General features: G+C 64.5%; 19 protein-coding genes. 11 read left to right on the top strand and 8 right to left on the bottom strand.

Annotation, left to right across the window (positions count from 1 at the left end; all coding sequences use genetic code 11):
- Positions 1–115: 115 nt before the first annotated feature.
- Entirely contained in the window at positions 116–448 is a 333-nt protein-coding gene (locus A8G00_RS24810; protein WP_146032596.1) for a hypothetical protein, read from the bottom strand.
- 83 nt (positions 449–531) lie between these two features.
- On the bottom strand, positions 532–1,215 hold the full coding sequence (locus tag A8G00_RS14395) for a GntR family transcriptional regulator (RefSeq protein ID WP_158501015.1): 684 nt from the start codon (positions 1,213–1,215) through the stop codon (positions 532–534).
- Between the two features lie 401 nt (positions 1,216–1,616).
- Between A8G00_RS14395 and A8G00_RS14400 the strand changes: the two genes are divergently transcribed.
- The 5 genes from A8G00_RS14400 (at position 1,617) to A8G00_RS14420 (ending at position 8,705) form a co-directional block, all read left to right on the top strand.
- Entirely contained in the window at positions 1,617–2,876 is a 1,260-nt protein-coding gene (locus tag A8G00_RS14400) for an MFS transporter (protein ID WP_172451860.1), read from the top strand.
- Between the two features lie 11 nt (positions 2,877–2,887).
- Positions 2,888–3,628, top strand: coding sequence for an HpcH/HpaI aldolase/citrate lyase family protein (locus A8G00_RS14405; RefSeq protein ID WP_172451861.1), 741 nt, complete (start codon positions 2,888–2,890; stop codon positions 3,626–3,628).
- A 56-nt stretch (positions 3,629–3,684) separates the two neighbouring features.
- Positions 3,685–5,940 (top strand): TonB-dependent receptor, encoded by a 2,256-nt coding sequence (locus A8G00_RS14410; RefSeq protein WP_103000987.1) that lies wholly within the window; start codon positions 3,685–3,687, stop codon positions 5,938–5,940.
- A gap of 88 nt (positions 5,941–6,028) precedes the next feature.
- Complete coding sequence (locus tag A8G00_RS14415; protein ID WP_172451862.1) at positions 6,029–7,426, top strand: FAD-binding oxidoreductase; 1,398 nt, start codon at positions 6,029–6,031, stop codon at positions 7,424–7,426.
- Positions 7,427–7,502: 76 nt separating this feature from the next.
- Positions 7,503–8,705, top strand: a complete 1,203-nt coding sequence (locus A8G00_RS14420) for an alpha-hydroxy acid oxidase (protein WP_103000989.1) — start codon at positions 7,503–7,505, stop codon at positions 8,703–8,705.
- A gap of 102 nt (positions 8,706–8,807) precedes the next feature.
- Here the strand turns inward: A8G00_RS14420 and A8G00_RS14425 are convergent, their stop codons facing one another.
- On the bottom strand, positions 8,808–9,176 hold the full coding sequence (locus A8G00_RS14425; RefSeq protein ID WP_103000990.1) for a YciI family protein: 369 nt from the start codon (positions 9,174–9,176) through the stop codon (positions 8,808–8,810).
- Positions 9,177–9,472: 296 nt separating this feature from the next.
- Between A8G00_RS14425 and A8G00_RS14430 the strand changes: the two genes are divergently transcribed.
- Complete coding sequence (locus A8G00_RS14430; protein ID WP_226869811.1) at positions 9,473–9,991, top strand: CYTH domain-containing protein; 519 nt, start codon at positions 9,473–9,475, stop codon at positions 9,989–9,991.
- A 43-nt stretch (positions 9,992–10,034) separates the two neighbouring features.
- Here the strand turns inward: A8G00_RS14430 and A8G00_RS14435 are convergent, their stop codons facing one another.
- From A8G00_RS14435 to A8G00_RS14455, 5 genes are all read right to left on the bottom strand, one after another.
- The gene (locus A8G00_RS14435) at positions 10,035–11,375 is read right to left on the bottom strand and encodes an alkaline phosphatase family protein (RefSeq protein ID WP_103000991.1); all 1,341 of its coding nucleotides are present in this window, start codon (positions 11,373–11,375) and stop codon (positions 10,035–10,037) included.
- A gap of 4 nt (positions 11,376–11,379) precedes the next feature.
- A complete protein-coding gene (locus A8G00_RS14440) occupies positions 11,380–13,698 on the bottom strand; it encodes a TonB-dependent receptor (RefSeq protein WP_103000992.1) in 2,319 nt (772 codons plus the stop codon).
- Between the two features lie 242 nt (positions 13,699–13,940).
- The gene (locus A8G00_RS14445; RefSeq protein WP_025550367.1) at positions 13,941–14,690 is read right to left on the bottom strand and encodes an SDR family NAD(P)-dependent oxidoreductase; all 750 of its coding nucleotides are present in this window, start codon (positions 14,688–14,690) and stop codon (positions 13,941–13,943) included.
- A gap of 70 nt (positions 14,691–14,760) precedes the next feature.
- On the bottom strand, positions 14,761–17,010 hold the full coding sequence (locus A8G00_RS14450) for an amylo-alpha-1,6-glucosidase (RefSeq protein WP_103000993.1): 2,250 nt from the start codon (positions 17,008–17,010) through the stop codon (positions 14,761–14,763).
- A 107-nt stretch (positions 17,011–17,117) separates the two neighbouring features.
- Positions 17,118–18,212, bottom strand: coding sequence for a glycosyltransferase family 4 protein (locus tag A8G00_RS14455; RefSeq protein ID WP_025550370.1), 1,095 nt, complete (start codon positions 18,210–18,212; stop codon positions 17,118–17,120).
- A 288-nt stretch (positions 18,213–18,500) separates the two neighbouring features.
- Between A8G00_RS14455 and A8G00_RS14460 the strand changes: the two genes are divergently transcribed.
- The 5 genes from A8G00_RS14460 to A8G00_RS14480 all read left to right on the top strand — a co-directional run bounded on the left by A8G00_RS14460 (position 18,501) and on the right by A8G00_RS14480 (position 22,746).
- Complete coding sequence (locus A8G00_RS14460; protein WP_253258000.1) at positions 18,501–19,025, top strand: hypothetical protein; 525 nt, start codon at positions 18,501–18,503, stop codon at positions 19,023–19,025.
- A 155-nt stretch (positions 19,026–19,180) separates the two neighbouring features.
- A complete protein-coding gene (locus A8G00_RS14465; RefSeq protein WP_103000994.1) occupies positions 19,181–19,633 on the top strand; it encodes a hypothetical protein in 453 nt (150 codons plus the stop codon).
- Positions 19,630–20,340: a response regulator transcription factor gene (locus A8G00_RS14470; RefSeq protein WP_025550376.1), complete on the top strand. Its 711-nt coding sequence runs from the start codon at positions 19,630–19,632 to the stop codon at positions 20,338–20,340. The genes A8G00_RS14465 and A8G00_RS14470 overlap by 4 nt, the downstream gene beginning before the upstream one ends.
- Positions 20,341–20,546: 206 nt before the next feature.
- Positions 20,547–21,245 carry a carbonic anhydrase gene (locus A8G00_RS14475; protein ID WP_025550378.1) on the top strand — a complete coding sequence of 233 codons (699 nt, stop codon included), beginning with the start codon at positions 20,547–20,549 and terminating at the stop codon, positions 21,243–21,245.
- 4 nt (positions 21,246–21,249) lie between these two features.
- Positions 21,250–22,746 (top strand): SulP family inorganic anion transporter, encoded by a 1,497-nt coding sequence (locus A8G00_RS14480; protein WP_061936878.1) that lies wholly within the window; start codon positions 21,250–21,252, stop codon positions 22,744–22,746.
- The last annotated feature ends 61 nt before the right edge of the window (positions 22,747–22,807 follow it).

The following is a 22,807-nucleotide window of genomic DNA, read 5'->3' on the forward strand; positions in this document are numbered from 1 at the left end:
CGTGCTTCCGGTGCTCACCTACTTTGAGTAGGCTGCGCTCCGGGTCACGGAAAACCACCATTTTACCTTCGGTGGCCTTCGGCTCGGCTCGTCATCTTCTGAATGTCGATTGGCTCTAGGCGTCAGTTGGGCCTCGCGCCGATTTCAGGGTGACGGGACGCAGGCTTTCCTTGTCCTCCGGAGCGACCGTTGCATGAATGTCGGGCCGGTAATGTTCGTCCGCGCGTTGCGATCCGTCGGGATGTTCGGGACCTTCCAGATCGACCGGGCGATGTCCCACTTCGCCGGGGGTGTCGGCCTGTTGCCGATGCGCCGCGGTCTGTTCATCATGCTCCGCTGCTGAATCCCGGTTTCCTGTAACGGGCGTGGACCAGGTTGGGCGTCCGCCTTTCAAGAGTTGCCGCCCGGCCAAGGCCGCGACGCCGAGCAATGCCAAAGTCCTCAACATGACAGGTCTCCTTCGTGATGAAGGAACGCGGCGGAGGAGATAGGTTTCCCATGGCGTTCGATGCCCTTTGTTCGATCCGGCGCTCAGGTCGGGTCGTCATCGTGCAAGGGAATGATGTGATCTGCCGGGTTCATGGAAAAGAAGACATGTTCTTCCCACAGGCGCAGAAGGTCGGCGGCGCGGCCGCTTTGCTGGGCGTTCAGCAATGCCGTCAGCAATTCCTCATGCATGACCGCCTGGTCCTGCAAGACACGGCCGTGCAAATCCTCGACCGAGAGCATGGCGAACCGAATTTGATCTCTCAGTTGGTCGTAGCGTGAGATCAATCGCGGAAGTCCGGTGAGCCGGACCAGCGTCATATGGAATTCGATGTCCAGCGCGGAGATGGTTTCCACATCGGAATTGGCCTGCGCCGCCCGCATTCCATCCACCACGGCGGCTAGCGGACCGAGATCGGTCTTGCGCTGCACGAGGATGCGAATGGCCAATATCTCGTCAGCCGCCCGAAGCGCGGCCAGTTCGGGCATGTCGCCCGGCGCGGACGGAGCAACGACATAGGATCGATTATGCGCCTTCACGATCAGTCCGGATTGTTCGAGCAACCGAAGCGCTTCGCGCACGGGGGCGCGGCTGACGGCCATCCTCGTCGCGAGCACGGACTCCCGCAACGGTTGCCCGGCGAGGAATTCCCCTGACAGCAGCTTTTCCCTGATCTGGGCATATACCTCGCTGACGATCGAGCTGGTTCGAACCGCGGTGAAATTCATGTCATCAGTGCTCGCGCGCGCCATTGCCGTTCCACCGCCTTTATGACGATTTTCCATCCGATCGTCTCACATTGAGGTGCTGGCTGTAAGATAAGGTCCTTGTCCTGTTCAAGGTCGAACGGCAAGCCAGGCCTTCGCCTGACAATGGACGGATCATTGTCATGTCATATGCTTGCATATCGAATCGAGGAAATATGGCTGAATCCCTCAGCTATGCTTTTCCGGCGTGCGACGGGGCGCCCGGCGCGGAATCTGCGCTCTTTGAGAGTAATCGATTGAAAAAATGATATTTTTGGGGGTTTCGGACTTCCTCTTTTCAGCATTTGAAAAAAGCAAAAAACTGTCGACAGTCTACAGTTGATAAGATATGCATGCGTACAAATATAAACAGGAGGGGCGAGTTGGAGAAATCTCCGGTCGATCTCGCGGCGCGGCATATTCTACCTACGCTGGCGCTGTGCGTTTTCGTGAATATCGTCGATCGCACCAATGTGGGCATCGCCGCCCTCAACATGCGCGCGGATATCGGCCTGTCGGCATCGGCTTACGGGATGGGGGCGGGCCTCTTCTACATCGGCTTCTTCTTCGCCGGCGTACCCGCCAACCTGCTGCTCGCCCGAATAGGCGCGCGCCGGTGGATCGCGGCCCTGCTGGTCGCCTGGGGCCTTATCGCGATTGCCACCGGGTTCATATCCGATGCCGGAAGCTTCTATGCGGTTCGTCTGGCCCTGGGCATTGCTGAAGCGGGGTTCGTGCCTGCCATCGTCTATTATCTCGCGCAATGGTTCGACCGGCGCGCAATGTCGAAGGTCATGGGGCTGATGATCGCGATGATGCCAGCGTCGCTGGCGATTGGCGCGCCGCTGACCACGGGTCTCCTGATGGCGGTGGATTGGCGTTGGCTGTTCATCATCGAAGGCGCGCCGGCGTTTCTCGTCGCCATTCTGGTGCTGAAATCGCTGCCCGAGCGCATCGACGACGTGCCCTGGCTTTCCGACGATCAGAAAAAGGCCCTGTCCGCCCGGCTGATGGCGGACGGCGCCCATCGTCAGGCCGGGTCCTGGCGGGACGCATTGACGCATCCCCAGGTGCTCCTGCTCAGCCTGCAATATTTCTGCATAGGGCTGAGCAGCCAGGCCATCATCTTCTGGTTCCCCCAGATCATCCGGTCGACCGGCATGTCGACGCTCGAGTCCGGGTTGTTCAGCACGGTGCCATGGGTGCTTGCGGCACTGCTCACGCCGCTCTGGGCCTGGCATTCAGCTTCGACCAACGAGCGTTACTGGCACGCCATCCTGCCCTGCTTGGCGTCGGGAGCGATCACGATCGCCGGCGCGCTGCTCCTTGACGACAGCGCGCTTTCCGGGTTGTGGCTGCTGTCGCTGGGCGTTGCGCTGAGTTCGATGGCGTCCGCATCCTATTGGGCCATTCCGCGGGTCCATGTCTTTGGCGCGGCAGCCGCAGCAGCGGGTGCGCTCACCAATTCTTTCGGCAATCTTGCCGGTTTCGTGGCGCCGGTCGCCGTCGGCATTTCAAAGGATATGACCGGCGAATTCAGGCTGGTGCTCATCCTGCTGGCCATGCCCGCCTTCCTCGCGGCCCTGTGTTCCACCTTTGCCGGCCGAATGGCCGACCCGGTGGACCGGCGTTCGATCCCATGAGGCTGCACCGCATGCGCGATCGATTGAGGCAGGGCGGTCTGATCGGCATGTTCATCTCCCTGCCTGCTCCCTCGCTCGTCGAATCCCTGGGTGGCATCGGCTTCGATGCGCTGGTGCTCGACGCCGAACATGCCGCGTTCGGCATTGCGGAGCTTGAGGCGCTGATCCGCGCCGCCGACGTCGCCGGTCTGCCCGCGCTGGTCCGTGTGGCGGCGATCGGTCCGGACATCGGCAGAGCCCTGGACCTGGTGGCGGCGGGCGTCATCGTGCCGCGCGTGGAAAGCGTCGCCCAGGCCGAAAGGATCGTCGCTGAAGTCCGTTTCCCGCCGGACGGCGCGCGGGGCGCTGGGGCAGTCCGCGCATGCGATTATGGGGCTTCGCTGCAGCCATATCTGGAACAGGCAAATGATCATCTGGCCGCGATCGTTCAGATCGAGACCCTGGCCGGACTGGACATGGTGGAGCAGATCGCCGCTGTTCCGGGCATCGACGGCCTGTGCATGGGACCGTTCGACCTTGCCGTGTCGATCGGCCATCCGGTGGGGTCGCCGGCGCATGCCGCCGCGATGGACCGGATCTGCCGCGCGGCGCGCGATGCAGCCATTGCCGGCATCGCCGTGTGCGCCACCGCCCGGCAGGTCCGGCATGCCCGCGATGCCGGAGCAAAGCTGGCGATCTTCGGCATGGATCGGATGTTCGCGCTTCAGGCGGCCGCGGCGGCTGCCGCATCCATCGAGGCTAAACCCGGATAGACGCACCGAAAAAGACGCGGCCTTGCCCGCGACGAATATCAACAAGGGGAGGTATCATGACAAAAAGGACGATCCACCGGACAATATTGGTCTGCGCCAGCCTGATCGCCATGCCGGCCATGGCGCAGGGGACGACCGAGGCGGGGCAAGAGGGTGCAAGCCTGGCCGACATCGTCGTCACGGCGCAACGCCGGTCGGAAAATCTGCAGAACGTCCCGATCTCGGTAACGGCCATCACGTCGGAACAGGCGATCAAGCTGGGCATCACCCAGCCGGACGTGATCGCTCAGATGGTTCCCGGCCTGCAACTGAACCACTCCGCCTGGGGCCTTACGCCGTTTCTTCGCGGGGTGGGCACCAATTCGGTCGCCATCGGCAATGAGCCTGCGGTGGCGCTGTTCGTGGACGACGTTTATCTGCCGACCGGTTCGGCTGGTGTCTTCCAGCTCAATTCGATCAGCTCGATCGAGGTTCTCAAGGGCCCTCAGGGCACCTTGTTCGGGCGGAATGCGACGGGCGGCGTGATCCACATCCGCACCAGAGACCCAAGCTTCGACCCCTCCGCCAGCGCGACCGCCAGCTATGGAAATTACGACACGATCTCTGGCCAGCTCTATGGATCGACCGGTCTTACCGACACCGTCGCGATCAATTTCGCCCTGCAGGGCATCGACCAGCGCAAGGGCTGGGGCGTCAACGGCACGACAGGGAACGAAGCCAACAGCATGTCGGGCTGGGGAGGGCGCGCCAAGCTGCTCTGGAACATGGGCGAAGAGACGTCGCTGCTGGTCGCGGGCAGCTATGACCGGCGCAGTTCCGATCAGGGGCAGCCGGGGCGCTCGATTGCAGGAACCTTTACGCGGGACGGTTACAGCGCGGATGCGGCGGGGCTGGGATTCTACGACGTAATGTCCAATCTCGACACCGTGCAAAAGTCGACCACCCGGTCCCTGAGCGGCAAGTTGACGCATGATTTCGGATCTGCGCGGCTCGTGCTGATAAGCGCGTTCAGCAAGACCGTCGTCGATCCCGTGGTCAGCGACAGCGACGGATCGCCCAGCCCCTTCTTCCAGACGCGCGAATTCGCCATGGGCGGGCGCACGTTCACGCAGGAGGTGCAACTGCTCTCGCCCGAAGGTTCTGCGGTCAAATGGATTTTGGGCGCCTTCTACCTGCATGACCGGTCCTTCATGGACGCGACCTATGAGGGGCAGGCGTTCGGCACCTCCAAATCGCATACCGACGCGGTTCAGCGGACCAATTCGATCGCCGGCTTCGGGCAGGTGACAACGGAAATCCTGCCGAGGACCAACCTGACGCTGGGCTTGCGCTATACTTCGGACCGCCGGTCGCTCGATGCCGTTGCCCGATTGCTGCCCGCCACGGGCGCGGCTGTCACATTCGGCCCGTTCGAGGATGCAAAGACATTCAACAGCGTGACCGGCCGGGCTTCGATCGATCATCATTTCTCCGACGATCTCATGGGCTATATTGCGTATAATCGGGGCTTCAAATCGGGCATATATAATTTTACCGGCATCGTCGCGGGCACGACCACTCTGCCTCCGCCGGTAAATCCCGAGACGCTGGATGCCTATACGATAGGTTTCAAGTCCGAATTCCTCAATCGCCGCCTGCGCGTGAATGCTGAAGCCTTCCTCTATGAATATTCAGACCTTCAGGTGCAGATCGTCCTGCCGACGGGAACGACCCTCACCAATGCGAGCAAGGCCACCATCAAGGGGATCGACTTCGAAATATCCGCGATCCCGGTCCGCAATCTGACGGTCAGCGCCTCCATCGGATTGCTGGACGGGCGGTACAAGGATTTCCGGAATGCCCCTTCCTTCTTCCTGCTGCCGCCGAACGCGCCCACACCCTATGATCCCGCCAGATGTAGTGGACCCAATCCCTATCCCGCGGTCCAGGGTTCCGCCCCGGCGACGCAACGAAGCTGCGACGTATCGGGCAACAGGCTGATCCAGGCTCCGCCCTTCTCCAGCAATCTTCAGCTTCTCTATACGCTGCCGACCGACCTTGGGGATTTCGACCTGTCGGCATCCTGGGCGCATGGCGGCAATTATGAATATGACGTCTTCAGCAGTCCGCTGACGCGCCAGCCCAGGACGGACATCGTCAATGGATCGGTCCAGTGGACCGCGCCGGGCGGCACTTTCAACGTGCGGTTGTGGGCGAACAACCTGACGGGCGAGAAATATTACACCATCGCCACGACCGGGTCGACGGCCGGCGCCAAATATGCGGCCGCCGCACCCCGCACCTATGGCGTCACGCTGGGCGCGAACTTTTGAGGTCGAGGCGGCTTGCGGGGCAAGTTCCCGGAAGCCGCCCCTGGCGCAGTCCAGGGAAATATTCGCTGAAAGGAAGCCAGTTCTCGTGATGGATCATAGGGAAGAACTTCGATCCATCGTCGGCAGGGCCCATTGCTTTGCCGGGGATGAAATCGACCAGCGCTATCGAACGGACCTGCTTGGCCTCTACACCTGCTCTCCATCCTGCGTCGTCCGCCCGGGAAGCGCGGGGGAGGTGGCGCGGGTGATGGAGGCGGCGCGCAAGGCACGCATCGCGGTCACCGTTCTGGGCGGCGGGACAGGGGGCGTCGGCGGCACGGCCTGCACGGATGGCGGCATCATCCTGTCGCTCGAACGGATGAACAGGGTCCTTGAGATCGACGAGGATGCCATGACCATCACCGCCGAAGCCGGCGTCACTCTCCAGTCCCTGCAGGAGGCAGCCGCCGGCAAGGGCCTGCTGATGCCGCTGGACATCGGATCGCGCGGCAGCGCGACGATCGGCGGCAACATAGCGACCAATGCGGGCGGCCTCAGAACCCTGCGCTGGGGCATGATGCGCGATATGGTGCTGGGGCTGGAAGCGGTCCTTGCCGATGGCACGGTGGTGTCGAGATTGGGCAAGGTGCTGAAGGACAATGCCGGCTATGACTGGAAGCATCTTTTCATCGGCAGCGAGGGCACGCTGGCCATCGTCACCCAGGCGGTCCTGCGGCTGCGGCCGCTTCCCACGACGGCGCAGACCGCCCTGTTGGCGTTCGATACGGTCGAGCAGGCAAGCCGGCTGCTTCGCCGGTTGCAACGGGATCTGGACGGGCGGCTGTCCAGCTTCGAACTGATGTGGAGGGATTTTTTCAACGTCATCGGCCAGGCGCAATCGGCCCGCCGTCCCTTGCCCATGTCGCCGGAATATCGACTATATGCGATAGTCGAAGCGCTGGGTTCTCACCCGGAGCGCGATCGGCAGGTGTTCGAGGAAGTCCTGTCGGCCATATTCGACGGCGGGCTCGTCCATGATGTCGTCATTGCCCAGTCGGAGCGTGAAAGGCAGAATATCTGGGCCTTGCGGGAAGATCTGCTCGAACCGCTGGCGGCCCTCTCCCCTTTTGCGGGCTTCGACATCAGTCTTTCGCTGCTCGATATGGACCGGTTCATCAAACAGACCGATGCGAAAATGGGCGAGATGCTGCCGGGCGCCGTGGTCCTGCACTATGGACATGGCGGCGACGGCAACATGCATCTGATCGTGAGCCACCCCGCCTTGCATGATCCGCAGGTCATGCATGCGACCGAATGCCTGGTCTATGACGCTATCCGTCAATATCGCGGTTCGATAGCCGCCGAACATGGCATCGGGCAGGCGAAGCTGGAATTTCTCGATCGATCGCGCTCCCGGGAGGAAATCGCGCTGATGCGGTCGCTCAAACAGGCTCTCGACCCGCTGAACCTGCTGAACCCCGGCAAGGTTTTTCCTGCCGCCGGATAAGGCCGGGCAGGTCGGCCCGGCGGCCTTCCGGCGCGGGCATGGGGACGATGCGGTCAGGCGCAGATTTGGAGATTCAATGGCGTTTCGATATGCTTGGCGGGATTTCAGCGCGCTGCAGAACATAGAGGATTACCGGAAGCGGGCGCGCCGCATCCTTCCCGACATGATCTGGACATATGTGGAAAGCGGTGCGGGAGATCATCTGACGCGGCTCGACAATGAGGCCGCCTTCACCCGCTGGAAATTGCGGCAGCGCTGTCTGACAGGACAGGCGGCGCCGTCCTTGGGCACGATCATGTGCGGCGTCGACGTCAGCCTTCCGGTCGCGCTGGCGCCGACCGGGCTGGCCGGCGCCTCGCATTGGAGCGGGGATGTCGCAGCCGCGCGCGCCGCGGAGGCGGCGGGCACCCGACTGGCGCTGAGCACGGCGTCCTGCTATTCGATCGAGGAGGTCGCGCAGGCCACGAAGAGCAACCACTGGTTTCAGCTCTATCCCTTTGCCGACCGGCCGGTGGCGTCCTGGTTGATGCGGCGCGCGAGCGATGCGGGCTATGGCGCCCTGATCGTCACCGTCGACGTGCCCGTGCCGGGAAATCGCGAAGGCGAGCGCCGAGCCGGAATAGGCATGCCTACGGTTCTTACACCCGCGCGCATTCTGGACATCGCGCGCCGGCCCCGATGGATGGCGAACGCGCTGCTGCATCGCCGCAATGTGCCGGTTCATTATGTCGAGGCAGAAAGGTTGCGGTTCGACGGGGCGGCTGGGGCAAGGCAGGCTTGGCGCGCCATGCAGCAGGATCTGGGCTGGGACGACCTGCGATGGATGCGGGACCAGTGGCGGGGACGCTTCTACATCAAGGGCATTCTGGACGCCGATGACGCGGAAAAGGCGATCGATCTTGTCGGCGCCGATGGCATTGTCGTGTCCAACCATGGCGGGCGTCAGCTCGATCGGGCCATGGCGTCGATCGATGCATTGCCGGCCATTTCCGACAGGATCGGCGGTCGGGCCGAAATCTATCTGGATGGCGGGGTAAGGCGGGCGGCGGATATTGTGACGGCCCTGTGCCTTGGCGCGACCGGCGTCTTCCTGGGCCGCCCCTATCTTTACGGTTTGGCGGTGGCTGGAGAAAAGGGTGTTGGGGAGATCATCGAGCTGTTGCGATCGGATTTGCATCGCACGCTCATTTTGATGGGATGCCGCTCGGTCCGCGATCTGGACCGATCCTGGATATTGAAAACAGGCGAAGAGGTTCCGCCAATCCGTCATCGCGGTTAGGGCCCGGCAGCTTCGAACCGCTCCCTGCCACGGGCCCCTGGCGCGGGGGGAGGGGATATGCGCCCTTCCCGTCGAATCCTTGACCTGTTGCCCCCCGGCATCTCAGGAAAGATCGGCCAGGTCGTAAACCGGCCGGATTTCGATCTCGCTCGGCCCCGGCATGGGGTTGGGGCAGCGCTTCGCCCAGGCGACGGCCTCTTCCATGTCCTTGACTTCCCACAGCCAGAAGCCGGCGACCAGTTCGCGGGCCTGTGCGAAAGGGCCGTCGATGACCGTCCGGTTCGGACCGTTGAAGGCGATCCGCTTGCCTTGGGAAGAGGGCGTCAGGCCGTCGGCGGCGAGCAGGATGCCGGCCTCCGCCAGTTCTTCGTTGAACCGGCCCATGGCTTCCATCGCCGCCTGAGTCTCCGGAGTCGCGACGAAACCTCGTTCGCTGTCCTCAGTGGCCTTTACGAGCACCATCACGCGCATGGCTTTTCTCCTGTCAGGGCTGGCTGTCGATACAGCCTATATGCTGCCGTTCCGTCCTGGAGCATCGTGCAGAAAAGTGGGAAAGGGGTTTCTGCCTGAAAGGATGCGGCAACGGAGACCGGGAGCGCGCAACCTGCCCCCGATTTTACGCAGCGTGCCTTAGAATGTAGGAGAAAGCGCGCCGGATCAACCTATGACCGCATGGGGCGGCCGCCCTTCCATGCCGGCCGGTGCGGGAAGAGTCATTGCTCAATCGCGACGAACCGACTCCCGTTCATGTCCGACATGCGCTAAACATGGATCAGTTCGCCGGCCGCTGGCGATCCTTCGTCGGAGCGTTCATGGCAGTCGAGATCGAACGGAAATTCCTGGTCGTGAGCGATGAATGGCGGGCGATGGCGGACGCGGGGCGGGACTTGCGGCAGGGTTATGTCGCGCATGACGGCCATGCCAGCGTGCGGGTGCGCCTGTCGGCGGACGGGGCCTGGCTTACCGTCAAGAGTGCGCGGGCGGGCCTGGTCCGGGACGAGTTCGAATATGCGATACCCGCGGCGGATGCGGAGGACATGCTCGACCGGCTCTGCGTCGATACGCTGATCAGGAAGACCCGCTATCGCGTGCCGCATGATGGCAAGGTCTGGGAAGTCGACGTCTTTGCCGGGGCGGCGGAAGGGCTGGTCCTGGCGGAGGTCGAGATGCGGTCGATTGACGAACGCTTCGACCTGCCGGACTGGGTCGGGGACGAGGTGACCAGCGACCCCCGCTTCCGCAACTCCGCCATCGCGCTGATGCGGGGGTTCGAGGCGGCGGTCTGACCCTGAGGATCAGACTAAGGACTCATCCGCCATCGCCGCCGGGTCAGGGGCGCAGATCGATCGCCGGCTTTTCGGCATCGGGCAGACTGGCGCCCATGATCCGCGCCAGGGTGGGGGCGATGGCCCGCATGTCGATCTGTCCCAGCTTCCGCCCGGCGGGTACGCCTTCGCCCATCAGCAGGAAGGTCGATTGCAGATTGGCCGGTCCCGGAAAATAGCCATGCATGCCCCTGATCGGGACGGGCGCCACCAGGGGCGCGGCGGGGCCGCGGAAGATGTCGGTCACGAAGCCGGGCTGGAGATCGACGTAGAAGGCCGCCTGCGGATTGCCGCCCATGCGGGCGATCCGTTCGCGGTCGGCGATATGGGCAATGCCATGGGCGGGATCGGCGGCCAGCCTGTCGAGCAGCGCCCTGACCCGCGCGGCGAGTGCCTCATCCTCCGGCCGGGCCAGCATGATCGCGGCCGATCCGCCGGAAATCCAGGGCATGGCCAGCCAGGATGCGACCTTGCCGTCCTTGTCCAGCACGATCAGCTTTTCGTCGATAAAGGGGCGGAAAAGGTTGACGGCGCTGTGCGTCGCCTGGAAGCCATGGTCGCTGACCAGCGCGATCACCGCATCGGGATGCGCCTTGCGCTCCGCCGCGACGATCCGGCCGACGATGCCGTCGATCTTTTCCAGCACGGTCTTCGCTTCGGCCGTGTCCGGACCCTTCGCATGTTGCTCATGGTCCAGCGCGGTCAGGTAGACGGTCAGGAAACCGGGTCTGTGGCTTTCGATCAGGGCGTTGGCGAAGCGGCCGCGATTTTCATCGCCCGACAGGCTTTCATCGATCCCCATGGCATAGGGCGTGCCGGTCGCGCGTTCCAGTTCCGACCTGAGGCCCGGCGTCGCCAGCGCATCCAGCAGCTTCACGTCGTCGGCATGGCCGGTGCGCCAGATCTGCGGCAGGTTCCAGGTCACGCCGCTGGCCGCGACGCTGACCGGCCAATGGACATTGCCGGTGGTGAGCCCGGCCTTCGTCGCCGCTTCCCACAATGTCGGCACCCGGATGTCGGAGGCGTACCAGGTCCAGCCGCTCTGGTTGATGCCATTGGGATCGAAGCTGTTATTGGCGGTGATCCCGTGCCGCGCGGGCGCAACGCCGGTGATCAGCGTCGTATGGCTGGGGTAGGTGAGAGTGGGCAGCACCCCCGTCACGCCCGAAGCGGAGGCCCCCTCCTTCACGAAGCGGCGCAGATTGGGGATGGCAAGGCCGCGCCTGTCCGCTTCCAGCACGTCGCCCGGACGCAGCCCGTCGATGGAGATCAGCAGGACCGGGTTCGCCAGCGCCGCGCCCGGAAGGGCGGCGAGGGCGGCGAGGAGCAGCGCGGCCTTGTTCATCGCCTTAGAATCCCGCCTTCAAGGTAGCGAAGAATTGCGAGGGAGCGCCGACCAGCAGGGTCTGCGCATCGCCGCTATTGCCGAAACCGCCCGAGCCGATGGTGCTGACATAGCGCTTGTCCAGCAGGTTGGTGGCGTTGAGCTGCAATTCCAGATTCTCGTTGAAATGATAGCCGACGCTGGCGTCCACGATCACCCGGCCCGGCACCGATTGATCGTTGGTGTAGGTGTAATAGCGGCGCGACATGTAGTTGACGCCGATCCGGCCGAACGCGCCCTCATGGTCGTAGCTGATCTCGCCCCGGGCGATATGCTTGGGGCTGTCGACGACGGTCCTGCCCTTGATCGGCGTGACGGCGCCGCTGTCGTCCACCACATCGTCGCGATAGGTGGAGTCGGTGTAGCTGTAGGAGCCATAGAGGCTGAAACCGCCGCCCAGCGTCAGCGTGCCCGCCGCTTCCACGCCGATCGCGCGGACATTGCCGACATTCTGGAGCGCCGAGGCGAAGCCCTGAATGGGGCTGCCGACCTGCACCGCGAGAAGGCGGTTGCGGAAGTTGACCAGATAGGCGCCGATCACGCCGTTGAAGACGCCGTCATGGTAGCGCAGGCCCAGTTCATAGGTGTCCGATGCTTCGGGCTTCAGCCTGCCCTTGATCGCGTCGAAGCCGGTCTGGTTGGTCGAGAAGGGACCGGTCGTCGTCGCGCTGGCGAAGGCGCGGGTCGCCTGGGTGAAGCCGCCGAAGACCTCTGCGTTTTGAGACAGTTCGACCGCGAAACCGGCATGGGGCTGGAACCAGTCCTCGGCCTTGATGCGGCCCTCCGGGAAGCTGGCCTGCACCACGGCGTCGGCTTCGTTCGTGACCTTGAACCCCTTCCAGCCCAGGTCGATCTTCACCATGCCAAGGTCGATCCTGTCCTGGACATGATATTGGATGGTGTCGGTGGTGAAGTCGAATTCCCACTGGGTCGCGAAGGGGTTCTTCGGATAGTCGCGGAAGCTGAGGCCCGGCTCGGTCCGGCTGGCGAAGGCGTAGAAGCGGCGGGCCTGGTTGAATTCGTTGTTCTCATACCAGCCGCCGACCGTGAAATTCTGGATGCCCAGCGCGAAGTCGACGCTGCCGAAGACGCCGATCCGGTCCATTTCATATTCGGTGGTGCGGACCGACATCGGCACGCCGTTGGGGCTGGGGACATAGGGCGTCGCCCACAGGCCCATGCCCTTGTTGTGGTGATAATAGCCCTTGAGCTTGAAGCTGGCCCGCTCGCCCAGTGGGGCGGCGATGCCCAGAGCGCCCAGCCAGTCCTTGCGCAGGCCGGCGGCGTCATAATAGGCGTCGTCCGCGCTGGTGACGTTGCCGGGATAGACCTGCCCGCCGGAAACGGGCGCGCCGCTATAGTCGTAGCGGCCATCGGGGAAGGGCGACCCGCCGCTGTTGCTGACCCGATCGACATCGTTCAGGCGGCTGGCATAGTCGATGGCGCGGGCATAATCGGGATATGTGTTGTCCCAATCCCAGCCCAGCCGCCGGATCATCGACATCGACATGTCCTGATAATCCTGTTCCCGCCGGTCGGAATAGCTGAGCCAGCCGTCGACCGTCACATCGCCGACAGGGATCACGACCTTGGCATTGCCCATATGCTGGTCCTGCGTGCCATTGCCCTTATATTTGTCGGTCGAGCCATAGGCGTAGGAGACATAGCCCCGGATGCCGTCGCGGCTGCCCAGCGCCAGACGGGCGAAGCCGCGCCAGCTTTCGTCGCTGCCATAGGTGAGGTTGCCCTGGCCGGCCAGCGCACCGCCGGTCAGATAGTCGGCTGGATCGGCGGAGAAATGTTCGATCGTGCCGCCCAGCGCATTGGTCGCCTGGGTGCCGATGGAGCCGGCGCCCTGCGACACGCGCACGCTGCCGATATTTTCCGAGCTGATCGCGCGGGTGATGTGCAGGCCGTTGTGATTGCCGTAACTCATGTCGCCCAGCGGAATGCCGTCGAAGGTGAAGCCGAGCTGGTTCTGGCTGAAGCTGCGGATGGTGACGCGCTGCGACCATTCATAGTTGCCGAAGGGATCGGCCGACTGGAAATTGACGCTGGGCAGCTTTTCAATGGCCTTCAGCGGGTTGGTGCCAGGCGTCAGGGTGACGATGTCCTGCGCCTGGATTTCCTGAACCTGACGGGTTTCGCCCCGGCCGAAGACGATGATGTTCGCACCCTCGACCGCCGCGTCGGCGGCGGACGGAACGGGCGCGGCTTCCTGCGCGAAGGCTGGCATGGCGGCCATGGCCGTCGAGGCCATCAGCAGGGCGGTGGCGATATGCATGTGGACTTCCCCTTTTTCCGCAATCGTGGATTGGGGGGCGCCCTAGCGGTTCAATGTTGCACTGCGATGTGGGGTGTTTGACTGGAGGGAGACGTTTTTGTGACGGGGATGTCACAATGGCGTGGCGTGATGGGCAAGTTGACGGATGAGGGAATAGGTTCCCGGCCGCGTGGACGAATTCGGAATGTCTTGCAGCCACCCGATCAATCAGTCCGGCGAGGTCATGACCATGTCCACGCTGCCTAGCCCTCGCGAGCGACCTGGAAGCCGGCGAAGGACTGGGTGACCGGCATCAGTTCGATGCGGTTGAGGTTCAGATGGGGCGGCTGGCTGGCGACCCAGAACAGGGTTTCCGCAATATCTTCCGCCGTCATCGGATTGGCGGAGCCATAGAGCGCGTCCGATGCCGCCTGGCTGCCAGTGCGGACCAGGGTGAATTCGGTTTCGACCATGCCCGGTTCGATGGACGTCACGCGGACCCCCGTGCCATGCAGGTCCGACCGCAGCCCCAGCGAGAACTGGCTGACGAACGCCTTGGTCCCGCCATAGACGTTGCCGCCCGCATAGGGATAGGTCGCCGCGACCGAGCTGATGTTGATGATCGCGCCCCTGCGCTCGATCAGGCGGGGCAGCAGCTTGTGGGTGATGGTGACGAGGCTGGTGACATTGGTGTCGATCATCTGGCGCCACTGGTCGAGATCGGCCTGCTGCGCCGGCGCGGTGCCCAATGCCAGTCCCGCATTGTTGATCAGCAGGTCGACATCGGCAAAGCCCGGAGGCAGGGCGGCCAAGGCCGCGTCGATGGCGGCTTCGTCGCGCATGTCGAAGCTGATCGCATGCACCCTGTCCGCGCCCAGTTCCTCAACCAGCGCGTCCAGCCGTTCGGCGCGGCGCCCGGTGACTATCGCCTTCCACCCGGCGGCGACGAAACGCCGCGCCGATGCGGCGCCTATGCCCGCGGTTGCTCCGGTGATCAGCGCCGTCCCTGCCATGCTTCATTCCATCCTGTCAGCCAATGGCCGGGGATGTAAGCCCATTTGCGGCAATGCCAAGCGCCATTTGTCAGGCAATGGTCACGACGCGCGCATGCCCCTTCCGGTCGAGCGGCTTCACCACCACCTTGTCGCCCATCCGGTCGAAGGCGATGTCCACCGCCGCGTCCCCGAGGCGCAGGCCGTAGAGCGTCAGCTCGTCGATGAAGCGGGGCAGGGTGGGATCGCGCAGGGCAATCTCCGCCCCCGCGACATCGAAGGTCAGGCCCAGGCTCGACTGGATCAGCGACAGGGGCGCCGCCGCGGACCAGGCCTGCGGGCTGCACGCCACGGGATAGAATGTCGGCCCCTGCGCCCGCCGCCGGGGAAAGCCGCAGAACAGTTCGGGCAGCCGCATCAGGTCGACATAGGTCGCGGCCGCGAACAGCCCCTCGAAGATCTGGGCCGCCTGCGTCCGGTAGCCATAGCGGGAAAAGCCCGCCGCGATCAGCGCATTGTCATGCGGCCAGATCGATCCGTTATGATAGCTCATCGGATTGTAGCGCGCCTCCGTCGAGGCGATGGTCCGCACGCCCCAGCCGGAAAAGGAGGCAGGCGCCATCAGCGTGTGCACCACCATGTCGGCGCGCGCCTCCTTCGCGAGGCCGGTGAACAGCACGTGCCCGGCATTGGAGGAGCGGACGCGGCACGGCCTCTTATCCCCATCCAGCGCCAGCACATAGGTGCCGATCCCGGCGTCGAAGAAGGCGGCGTCGAAACGATCGCGCAGATCGTCCGCCCGCGCGCGGTGGTTCAGCGCCCTGTCCGGATCGCCCAGGGCGGTGAAGATCGCCTCCGCCGCCCGCCAGGCGCCATAGACATAGGCCTGCACCTCCGCCAGCGCGATCGGGCCGCGCGCAATGCTGCCATCGGCATGGAAGACCGAATCATGGCTGTCCTTCCATCCCTGATTGACAAGCCCCTGGTCGGTCAGCCGGCCATATTCGACGAACCCGTCGCCGTCGCGGTCGCCATGCTCGTCTATCCACCTCAGGGCAGCCTCGACATGGGGCAGGATGGAGGCGATGAAGCCGCTGTCGCCCGTTCTTTCCAGATAGGCCCCGGCCAGCATCACGAACAGAGGCGTCGAATCGATGCTGCCATAATAATGGCGGAAGGGGACTTCGCCCAGTTCCGCCATTTCGCCATGGCGCACTTCATGCAGGATCTTGCCCGGTTCGGCATCGGCGGCGGCGTCATATTCGGTTGCCTGATGCGCGGCCAGATAGCCGAGCACGCCGCGGCTGATCGCCGGGTCCAGCCACAGCGTCTCCAGCGCGGTGATGATCGCGTCGCGACCGAAGACGGTGCTGAACCAGGGAATGCCGGCATAGGGATAGGGCCCATATTCGGTGTCGGTCGACAACATCGTGATGTCGGCCACGGACCGCCGGGCCACCTCGTTGAAAAGCTGGTTGGAGGAGCGCACGGTCGCCCCGCGCGTGCGCGCCTGCTTCAGCGCCTGCATGGATTCGCGCAGCGTCTTCAGGAAATGCTTGGACAGGTCGCCCACCGGCTCATCATCCTGCGGCTGGCAGCAGATTTGCAGATATAGCGTGCGCCGCTCGCCGGGCGGCACGGCCACCTCGAAGCGTGCGCGGCTTTCCGTCAGGATCTGGGGAGCGGGATCGAAGCGCAGCAGCGTTTCGCGCCGCTTGTCGTCGCGCCCGTCATAGCCCAGCAGCACGGACTTTGGGCCGATCACAGGTTCCCGCACGGCGCCGCGCCGCAGACGGGTCATGCCGCGTATCTCGAACAGGTCCGCGAAATCGGCGGCGAAACCGATATTCACCGCCACGGTGCGGACCTCCGTGTCGAAATTGCGGATCGTGATCCGTTCATGCACCGCGCCTTCCCACAGGAAACGGGTGCGGCGCAGGTGGATGAGATCGTGTTCGACCGCCACCCGGCCGTCCCCGCCCGGGAAATCGGGATTGGTGAGGTCGCAGGTCAGCATCGCATTGTCGTCGCGAAGGCCAGAACTCAGCAGGATCGGCCGGGTGTCGTTGATGGTGAGGTAGAGATGCGACAGATGCCGGGTGTCGCGATGATAGAGTCCTTCCGGACTGCCCGGACCGGCAATCGCATCGCCGCTATGGTCGAAGACGGCGAAGCTGTCCCCATGTTTCAGCGTTCGCGGCCGCCGCTCATGCAGCGACGCCGTCGCCGGGATGAAGAATTGCGTCTGCGCCTGCGACAGCGCCTGTCCCGGATCGACGCCGTGACCGGCGTTCGGGACCGAAGGGCTGGGGTTTTCCGGCTGCAACTGGCTTGCCGTCATGCCTCTCTCCTGATGCCGGAGCGTTTTCACGACGGGTGAAAACGCTCTTGTCCTTTGATGCCGCATTTTCCGGGCTGTCGACCGTAAACGGTCCAGTTGAAAATGCCCTATCCCACGACCTGAAGTTCCGAACCTTCTCCGCGTAGCCGGCGCAGCATCGCGGCCTGCGTCCGCGCGCCGGGAAGATCATGATAAAGCTGAACATAATCGGCCGCCATCCGCTCTGCCGTGAAGCGTGCGTCAAAGGCGGCGCGCACCTGCGCGCGGTCGAGTTCGTGGAGTCGGCGGACCGCCGCGACCGCTTCATCCTCGCTCTCGACGATATAGCCCGACTGGCCATGGTCGATCACCTCGGGGACGGAGCCGCAGCGGAAGGCGACGACCGGCGTGGCGCAGGCCATGGCCTCTATCATCACCAGGCCGAAGGGTTCGGGCCAGTCGATGGGGAACAGCAGGGCGCTTGCCCGGCCCAGGAATTCGGCCTTCTGCGCCTCGTTGATCTCCCCGATATAGTGGATATTGGGATAGCGTTCGACCAGCGGCGCGATCTCCTCCTCCCAATAGGCGCGGTCCACCGCATCGATCTTCGCCGCGATCCGCAGCGGCAGTCCGGCGCGGGCGGCAATGCGGATCGCCCGGTCGGGGCGTTTTTCGGGCGAAATCCGTCCCAGAAAGGCAAGGTAGCCGTCGCTGGGGCCGGTGCGGGGCGGCAGCAGGTCGGCGGGCAGCCCGTGATGGATCGTCCTTGCCCAGTTCACCGGCGGCATCGGCAGCCGCTGATGGTCGGAAATCGACACCAGGCTGTGATCGGGAAAGGCGCGGTAGAAGGCGGGAAGATCGGGCAGGTCCAGCCGGCCGTGCAGCGTCGTCACCGTGCGGCCGATGAAATCCTGGACCAGCGGCATGTGCAGCAGGTCGATATGGAAATGCAGCGCGTCGAATTCGTCGGCCCGGCGGCGCACGGCGTCCAGCAGGATCATGTGATAGGGGATGGGGTCGCGCACGTCGGGATTGAGCCGCAGCGCCATGTCTGTCACCGGCACCAATTCCGCCGCGGTCACGGAGTCGCCACTGGCGAACAGCGTCACCTCATGACCCTGACGCACCAGTTCCTCCGTCAGGTAGGACACGATGCGTTCGGTACCGCCATAGAGGCGCGGCGGCACGCTTTCGGCAAGCGGAGCAATCTGTGCAATTTTCATGGTCGGGCATCCCTTCGAAGATCGCGCCGCCACCGATCCCCCGACCTGCGGTGGGCGCCCCCGTTAAAAGCGTGAAAGGCCCGCAGGTTGCATGGCGACTGCGCTTCCATGTCGGGATTTTCCGGTGGGCGGGCCTTTTTCGGCCGGTCGACGGAAAGCGCCCGTCCGCATCATTTTTCGCGCCGCTGACTTCGGACTGACATAGTCGCCGCTTAGGTGAGCGACAGCGAAAATCTGGCCGGCCGGTCTGAAGTGGGGCGGACATGGCCTTGAAATATGGAGAGCAATTTGACGGTCATCACGATCGATTTCGAGGCATCGTGCCTGCCCCGGCACGGCCTGTCCTATCCCATCGAAGTCGGTATCGCCCGCAGGGGCCAGGCGCGAAGCTGGCTGATCCGGCCGCATGACGATTGGGCCGGATGGCATTGGTCGGCCGAGGCGGAGGCGCTGCACGGCCTGAGCCGCGACCGGGTGGAGCGCGAAGGCCTGCCCGTCGAAACCGTGCTGGCCGAACTGGCCGACGCCTGCGCGGGGCAGCGGATGGTGGCCGACAGCATGATCGACCAATATTGGCTGGACACGCTGGCCGACGCGGCGGGGCAGGCGACGCCCTTCCTCATCGATCATGTCTCGCTGCTGCTGGACGAGCATCGCGCGGACGAGCGGCAGATCATGGAAGCGGTCGCCCTTGCCGACTCGGTCCAGCCGCATCGCCACCGCGCGGCGAGCGATGCGCTGTGGCTGGCGTCGCTGCTGGATCATATCGCCGGCCGGACGATCCATGCCCCCGCCCTGATGCGCATGGCCTGATCCGCCCTCCCATCGGAAGACCGGGAGGATGTTCCATGCGCCTGCCGCAACCGGAAAATGCTTGAGCAACAATTTGTAACGCTCGGCAAATTTCGGAGACATTCAGTGCGCCTAAACCCTGACCGACCATGTCCGGTCGTCAGGGAGAAGGCCCCATGTTGCTCATTCTCGCATCCAGCGCGGCGGCCCTTGCCGTCGCCACGCCGATCCACAGCGCTGAAATCACCCATGCTTCGAACGCCTATCAGGCGAGTTACGAGACCGAATCGACGGTCCGCTTCCGCGAGGTCGAATCGCGCTTCGCCAACCGGCCGTCCATGCCGGTGTGCCGCTGGCAGGCTGAACTGGTCGTGAACCGGGACGTCGCGACGCAGGGCCGCACGCTGGCCGCCGTCGCCAAGCCGATCCATCGCTTTGCCCCGCTGTCGGGCAGCCATGCCGGCGGCTGCACTGCCGCGCGCGACGAGATCAAGGCGGAAGTCGCCCGCCACGCCAGCGCTCGCGCCGCCGAAGCGGTCGCCGTGGCGCAGCGGGACCGTTCGGTATTGCTGGGCGAGCTTGACGGCATTCATGCGCTGTCCGCGAAGGACGCCGTAACCGGCGGATGAGTCCACCGCTGATATTGATCGCGGAGGCCCAGCAGGATGTGCGCCATGAAGTGCGCCAGTCGCTGGAGGAAAGCGGGTTTCGGGCCCTGGCCGCCGCCTCTGCGAACGAAATCTGGAATGCCATGGACAGCATGCCCGTGGGAGCGGTCGTGCTGGACGCCGCGCTGCGTGGCCCGGACGGCATGGACCTGTGCCGCGACGTCCGGGACCGCAGCGACGTGCCGATCATCCTGGTGGGCGCCAACAGCAGCGAGGTCGACCGGGTGGTCGGGCTGGAACTGGGCGCCGACGATTATATGGCGAAGCCCTATTCGACCCGCGAACTGGCCGCCCGGCTGCGCGCGGTGCTGCGCCGTGGGCGCAACGAGCGCGCCCTTGGCGTGCGCCGCCCGGCCGAGGCGCGGTTCGAAGGATGGGTGGTGGATTCCTCCCGGCGCGAAGTTCTCGATCCCGACGGCGCGCAGGTCGATCTGACCGCCGCCGAATTTTCGTTGCTGCTCGTGTTGCTCGACCATCCGCAGGTGGTGATCGCCCGTCCGCGCCTGATGGAACTGGCCGGCGTGCGGGACGCGCCGTCGTCAGACCGCAGCGTCGACGTGCTGGTTAGCCGGCTGCGGCGCAAGCTCAGCCATGGCGGCCGGCCCGCGCCCATCGTTACGGTGCGGGGCGGCGGATATATGTTCAGCGCCGTGGTCGACCGGCGCTGAGCCGATTCGGCGCGGTTGAATGTTTCCCATCCATTGCATTGATTCCGTTGGAAAATAGGACGAGCCGTCCTGTCGATCGCGCTTTCCATCGCTCAGACATATTATTTAACAAAGCCGCTGCGACGCAGCAAAAACGCTTCCCTATTGTGCATCCTCAAGGCCGGTCTGCCCCCTGACCGGCCATCAGATAAGAAGGATGCAACGACATGAACGATCTGATCGGTCGCGTCTTCAGCTTCGAAAGCCATGTCTTTCCGAACCAGAGCGCGCTTTACAACCGCCTCGCCAGCGACGGGCAAAGCCCCAAGGCGCTGATGATCTCCTGCGCGGATTCGCGCATCGTGCCGGAACATATCATGCAGGCCGATCCGGGCGACCTGTTCGTCTGCCGCAATGCCGGCAACATCGTGCCGCCCCATGCGACGCAGAATGGCGGCGTGACCTCTACGGTCGAATATGCCGTCATGGTGCTGGGCGTACGCGACATCATCGTATGCGGCCACAGCGATTGCGGCGCGATGAAGGCGCTGTCCACCAATGCCGACCTGAGCGCCATGCCCAATGTCGCCGCCTGGCTGCGCCACAGCCATGCCGCCCAGAAGGTGTGTCGCGAAAGCTACCCCGCCGACCTCAGCGATGCGGAGAAGCTGCGCAACATGGCGCTGGAGAATGTGGTGGCGCAGCTCGCCCATCTGCGCACCCATCCCTCGGTGGCGTCGGGCATCGCCCGCGGCGAGATCGCGCTGCACGGCTGGTATGTCGACATCCATGCCGGCCAGGTTCTGGGTCTTGACGGCGAGACCGGCCGTTTCCTGCCGCTGCGCGAAGGCCAGCCGCTGCCCGTGGCGCTGCCCCATGCCAGGCGTCTGGCGGTCGACATCGCCTATGCCGAGGCCGCGGAGTAAGCTTATGCTCAAGGCATTTTCCGGCGGCACCTTCAGCCGCGACTTCACGGCGTCCATCGTCGTCTTCCTGGTGGCGATGCCGCTCTGCATGGGTATTGCCATTGCTTCCGGGGTACCGCCGGAAAAGGGCCTGATCACCGGCATGATCGGCGGCCTGATCGTCGGCCTGCTGGCGGGTTCGCCCCTTCAGGTCAGCGGCCCGGCGGCGGGTCTTGCGGTCATCGTCTTCGAAATCGTGCAGAAACAGGGACTGTCCGCCCTTGGGCCGATCCTGATCCTGGCCGGCGCCATTCAGGTGATCGCCGGGCTGCTGCGGGTCGGGGGCTGGTTCCGCGCGATCTCGCCCGCGGTGGTGCACGGCATGCTGGCGGGCATCGGCGTGCTGATCGTCGTCGGTCAGTTCCACGTGCTGTTCGACGACAAGCCGCTTTCCAGCGGCCTTGCCAATCTGATCGCCATGCCGGGGCAGATTTTCGGCCTCAGCAACCAGGACGCGGCCACCGCCTTCGCGGTCGGCCTTGTCACCATCGGCGGCATGCTGGGGTGGGAAAAGCTGCGTCCGGCCTCCATGAAGCTGCTTCCCGGCGCTCTGGTGGGCGTGGTGCTGGCGACGCTGGTCGCCTTCTTCCTCGGCCTTCCCGTCGCGCGCGTCGTGGTGCCGGAATCGATCGTCTCGGCCATTTCGCTGCCGGGCGACAATCTGGTCCAGCAGCTCCTGAACCCGACGATCATCACCACGGCCATCGCCATCGCCTTCATCGCCAGCGCGGAAACGCTGCTGTCGGCGGCGGCGGTCGACCGCATGCATGACGGCGTGCGCACCAATTACAACCGCGAACTCAGCGCCCAGGGCGTGGGCAACCTGCTTTGCGGCGTGGCCGGCGCGCTGCCGATGACGGGCGTCATCGTCCGCAGTTCGGCCAACGTCCAAGCCGGCGCCAGGACGCGGCTGTCGACGATCCTGCACGGCATCTGGATCCTGGGTTTCGTCGCCCTGCTGCCGTGGCTGTTGCGGGAAATCCCGATGGCGGCGCTGGCGGGCATCCTGGTGGTGACCGGCGTGCGTCTGGTCAGCGTGGACCATGTGAAGCATCTCCTCCACCGCTATGGCCCGCTGCCGGCCGTGGTCTGGGCGGCGACGCTGATCTGCGTCGTGGCGACCGACCTGCTGACCGGCGTACTGGTCGGCATCGGCCTCTCGCTGATCGAGCTTCTGCCCCATGCCCGGCGTCTCCGTCTGGGCGTGGACGAGGAAGCACGCGACGACGCGCATGAAGTCGCGCTGCATGGCACCGCCACCTTCCTCAACCTGCCGAAGCTGTCGGCCAGGCTGGAGGCGCTTCCCGCCGGGCGGCTCGTCATCCTGAATGTCGAGCGGCTCAGCCATATCGACCATACTTGCGCGGAAATGGTCCGCGAATGGGTCGACCGCCGCCGCGGGACCGGCGCACAGGTCGAACTGTTCGGCGCCACCGGCCGCATGCGCCACCTCGCCGCCTGATCCTTCACCCCCTCGTCAGGCGTTGAACGAACCGCCGCATCACCCTTGGGCGATGCGGCGG

The organism is Sphingobium sp. SA916, from assembly GCF_002894065.1.
GTDB lineage: Bacteria > Pseudomonadota > Alphaproteobacteria > Sphingomonadales > Sphingomonadaceae > Sphingobium > Sphingobium fuliginis.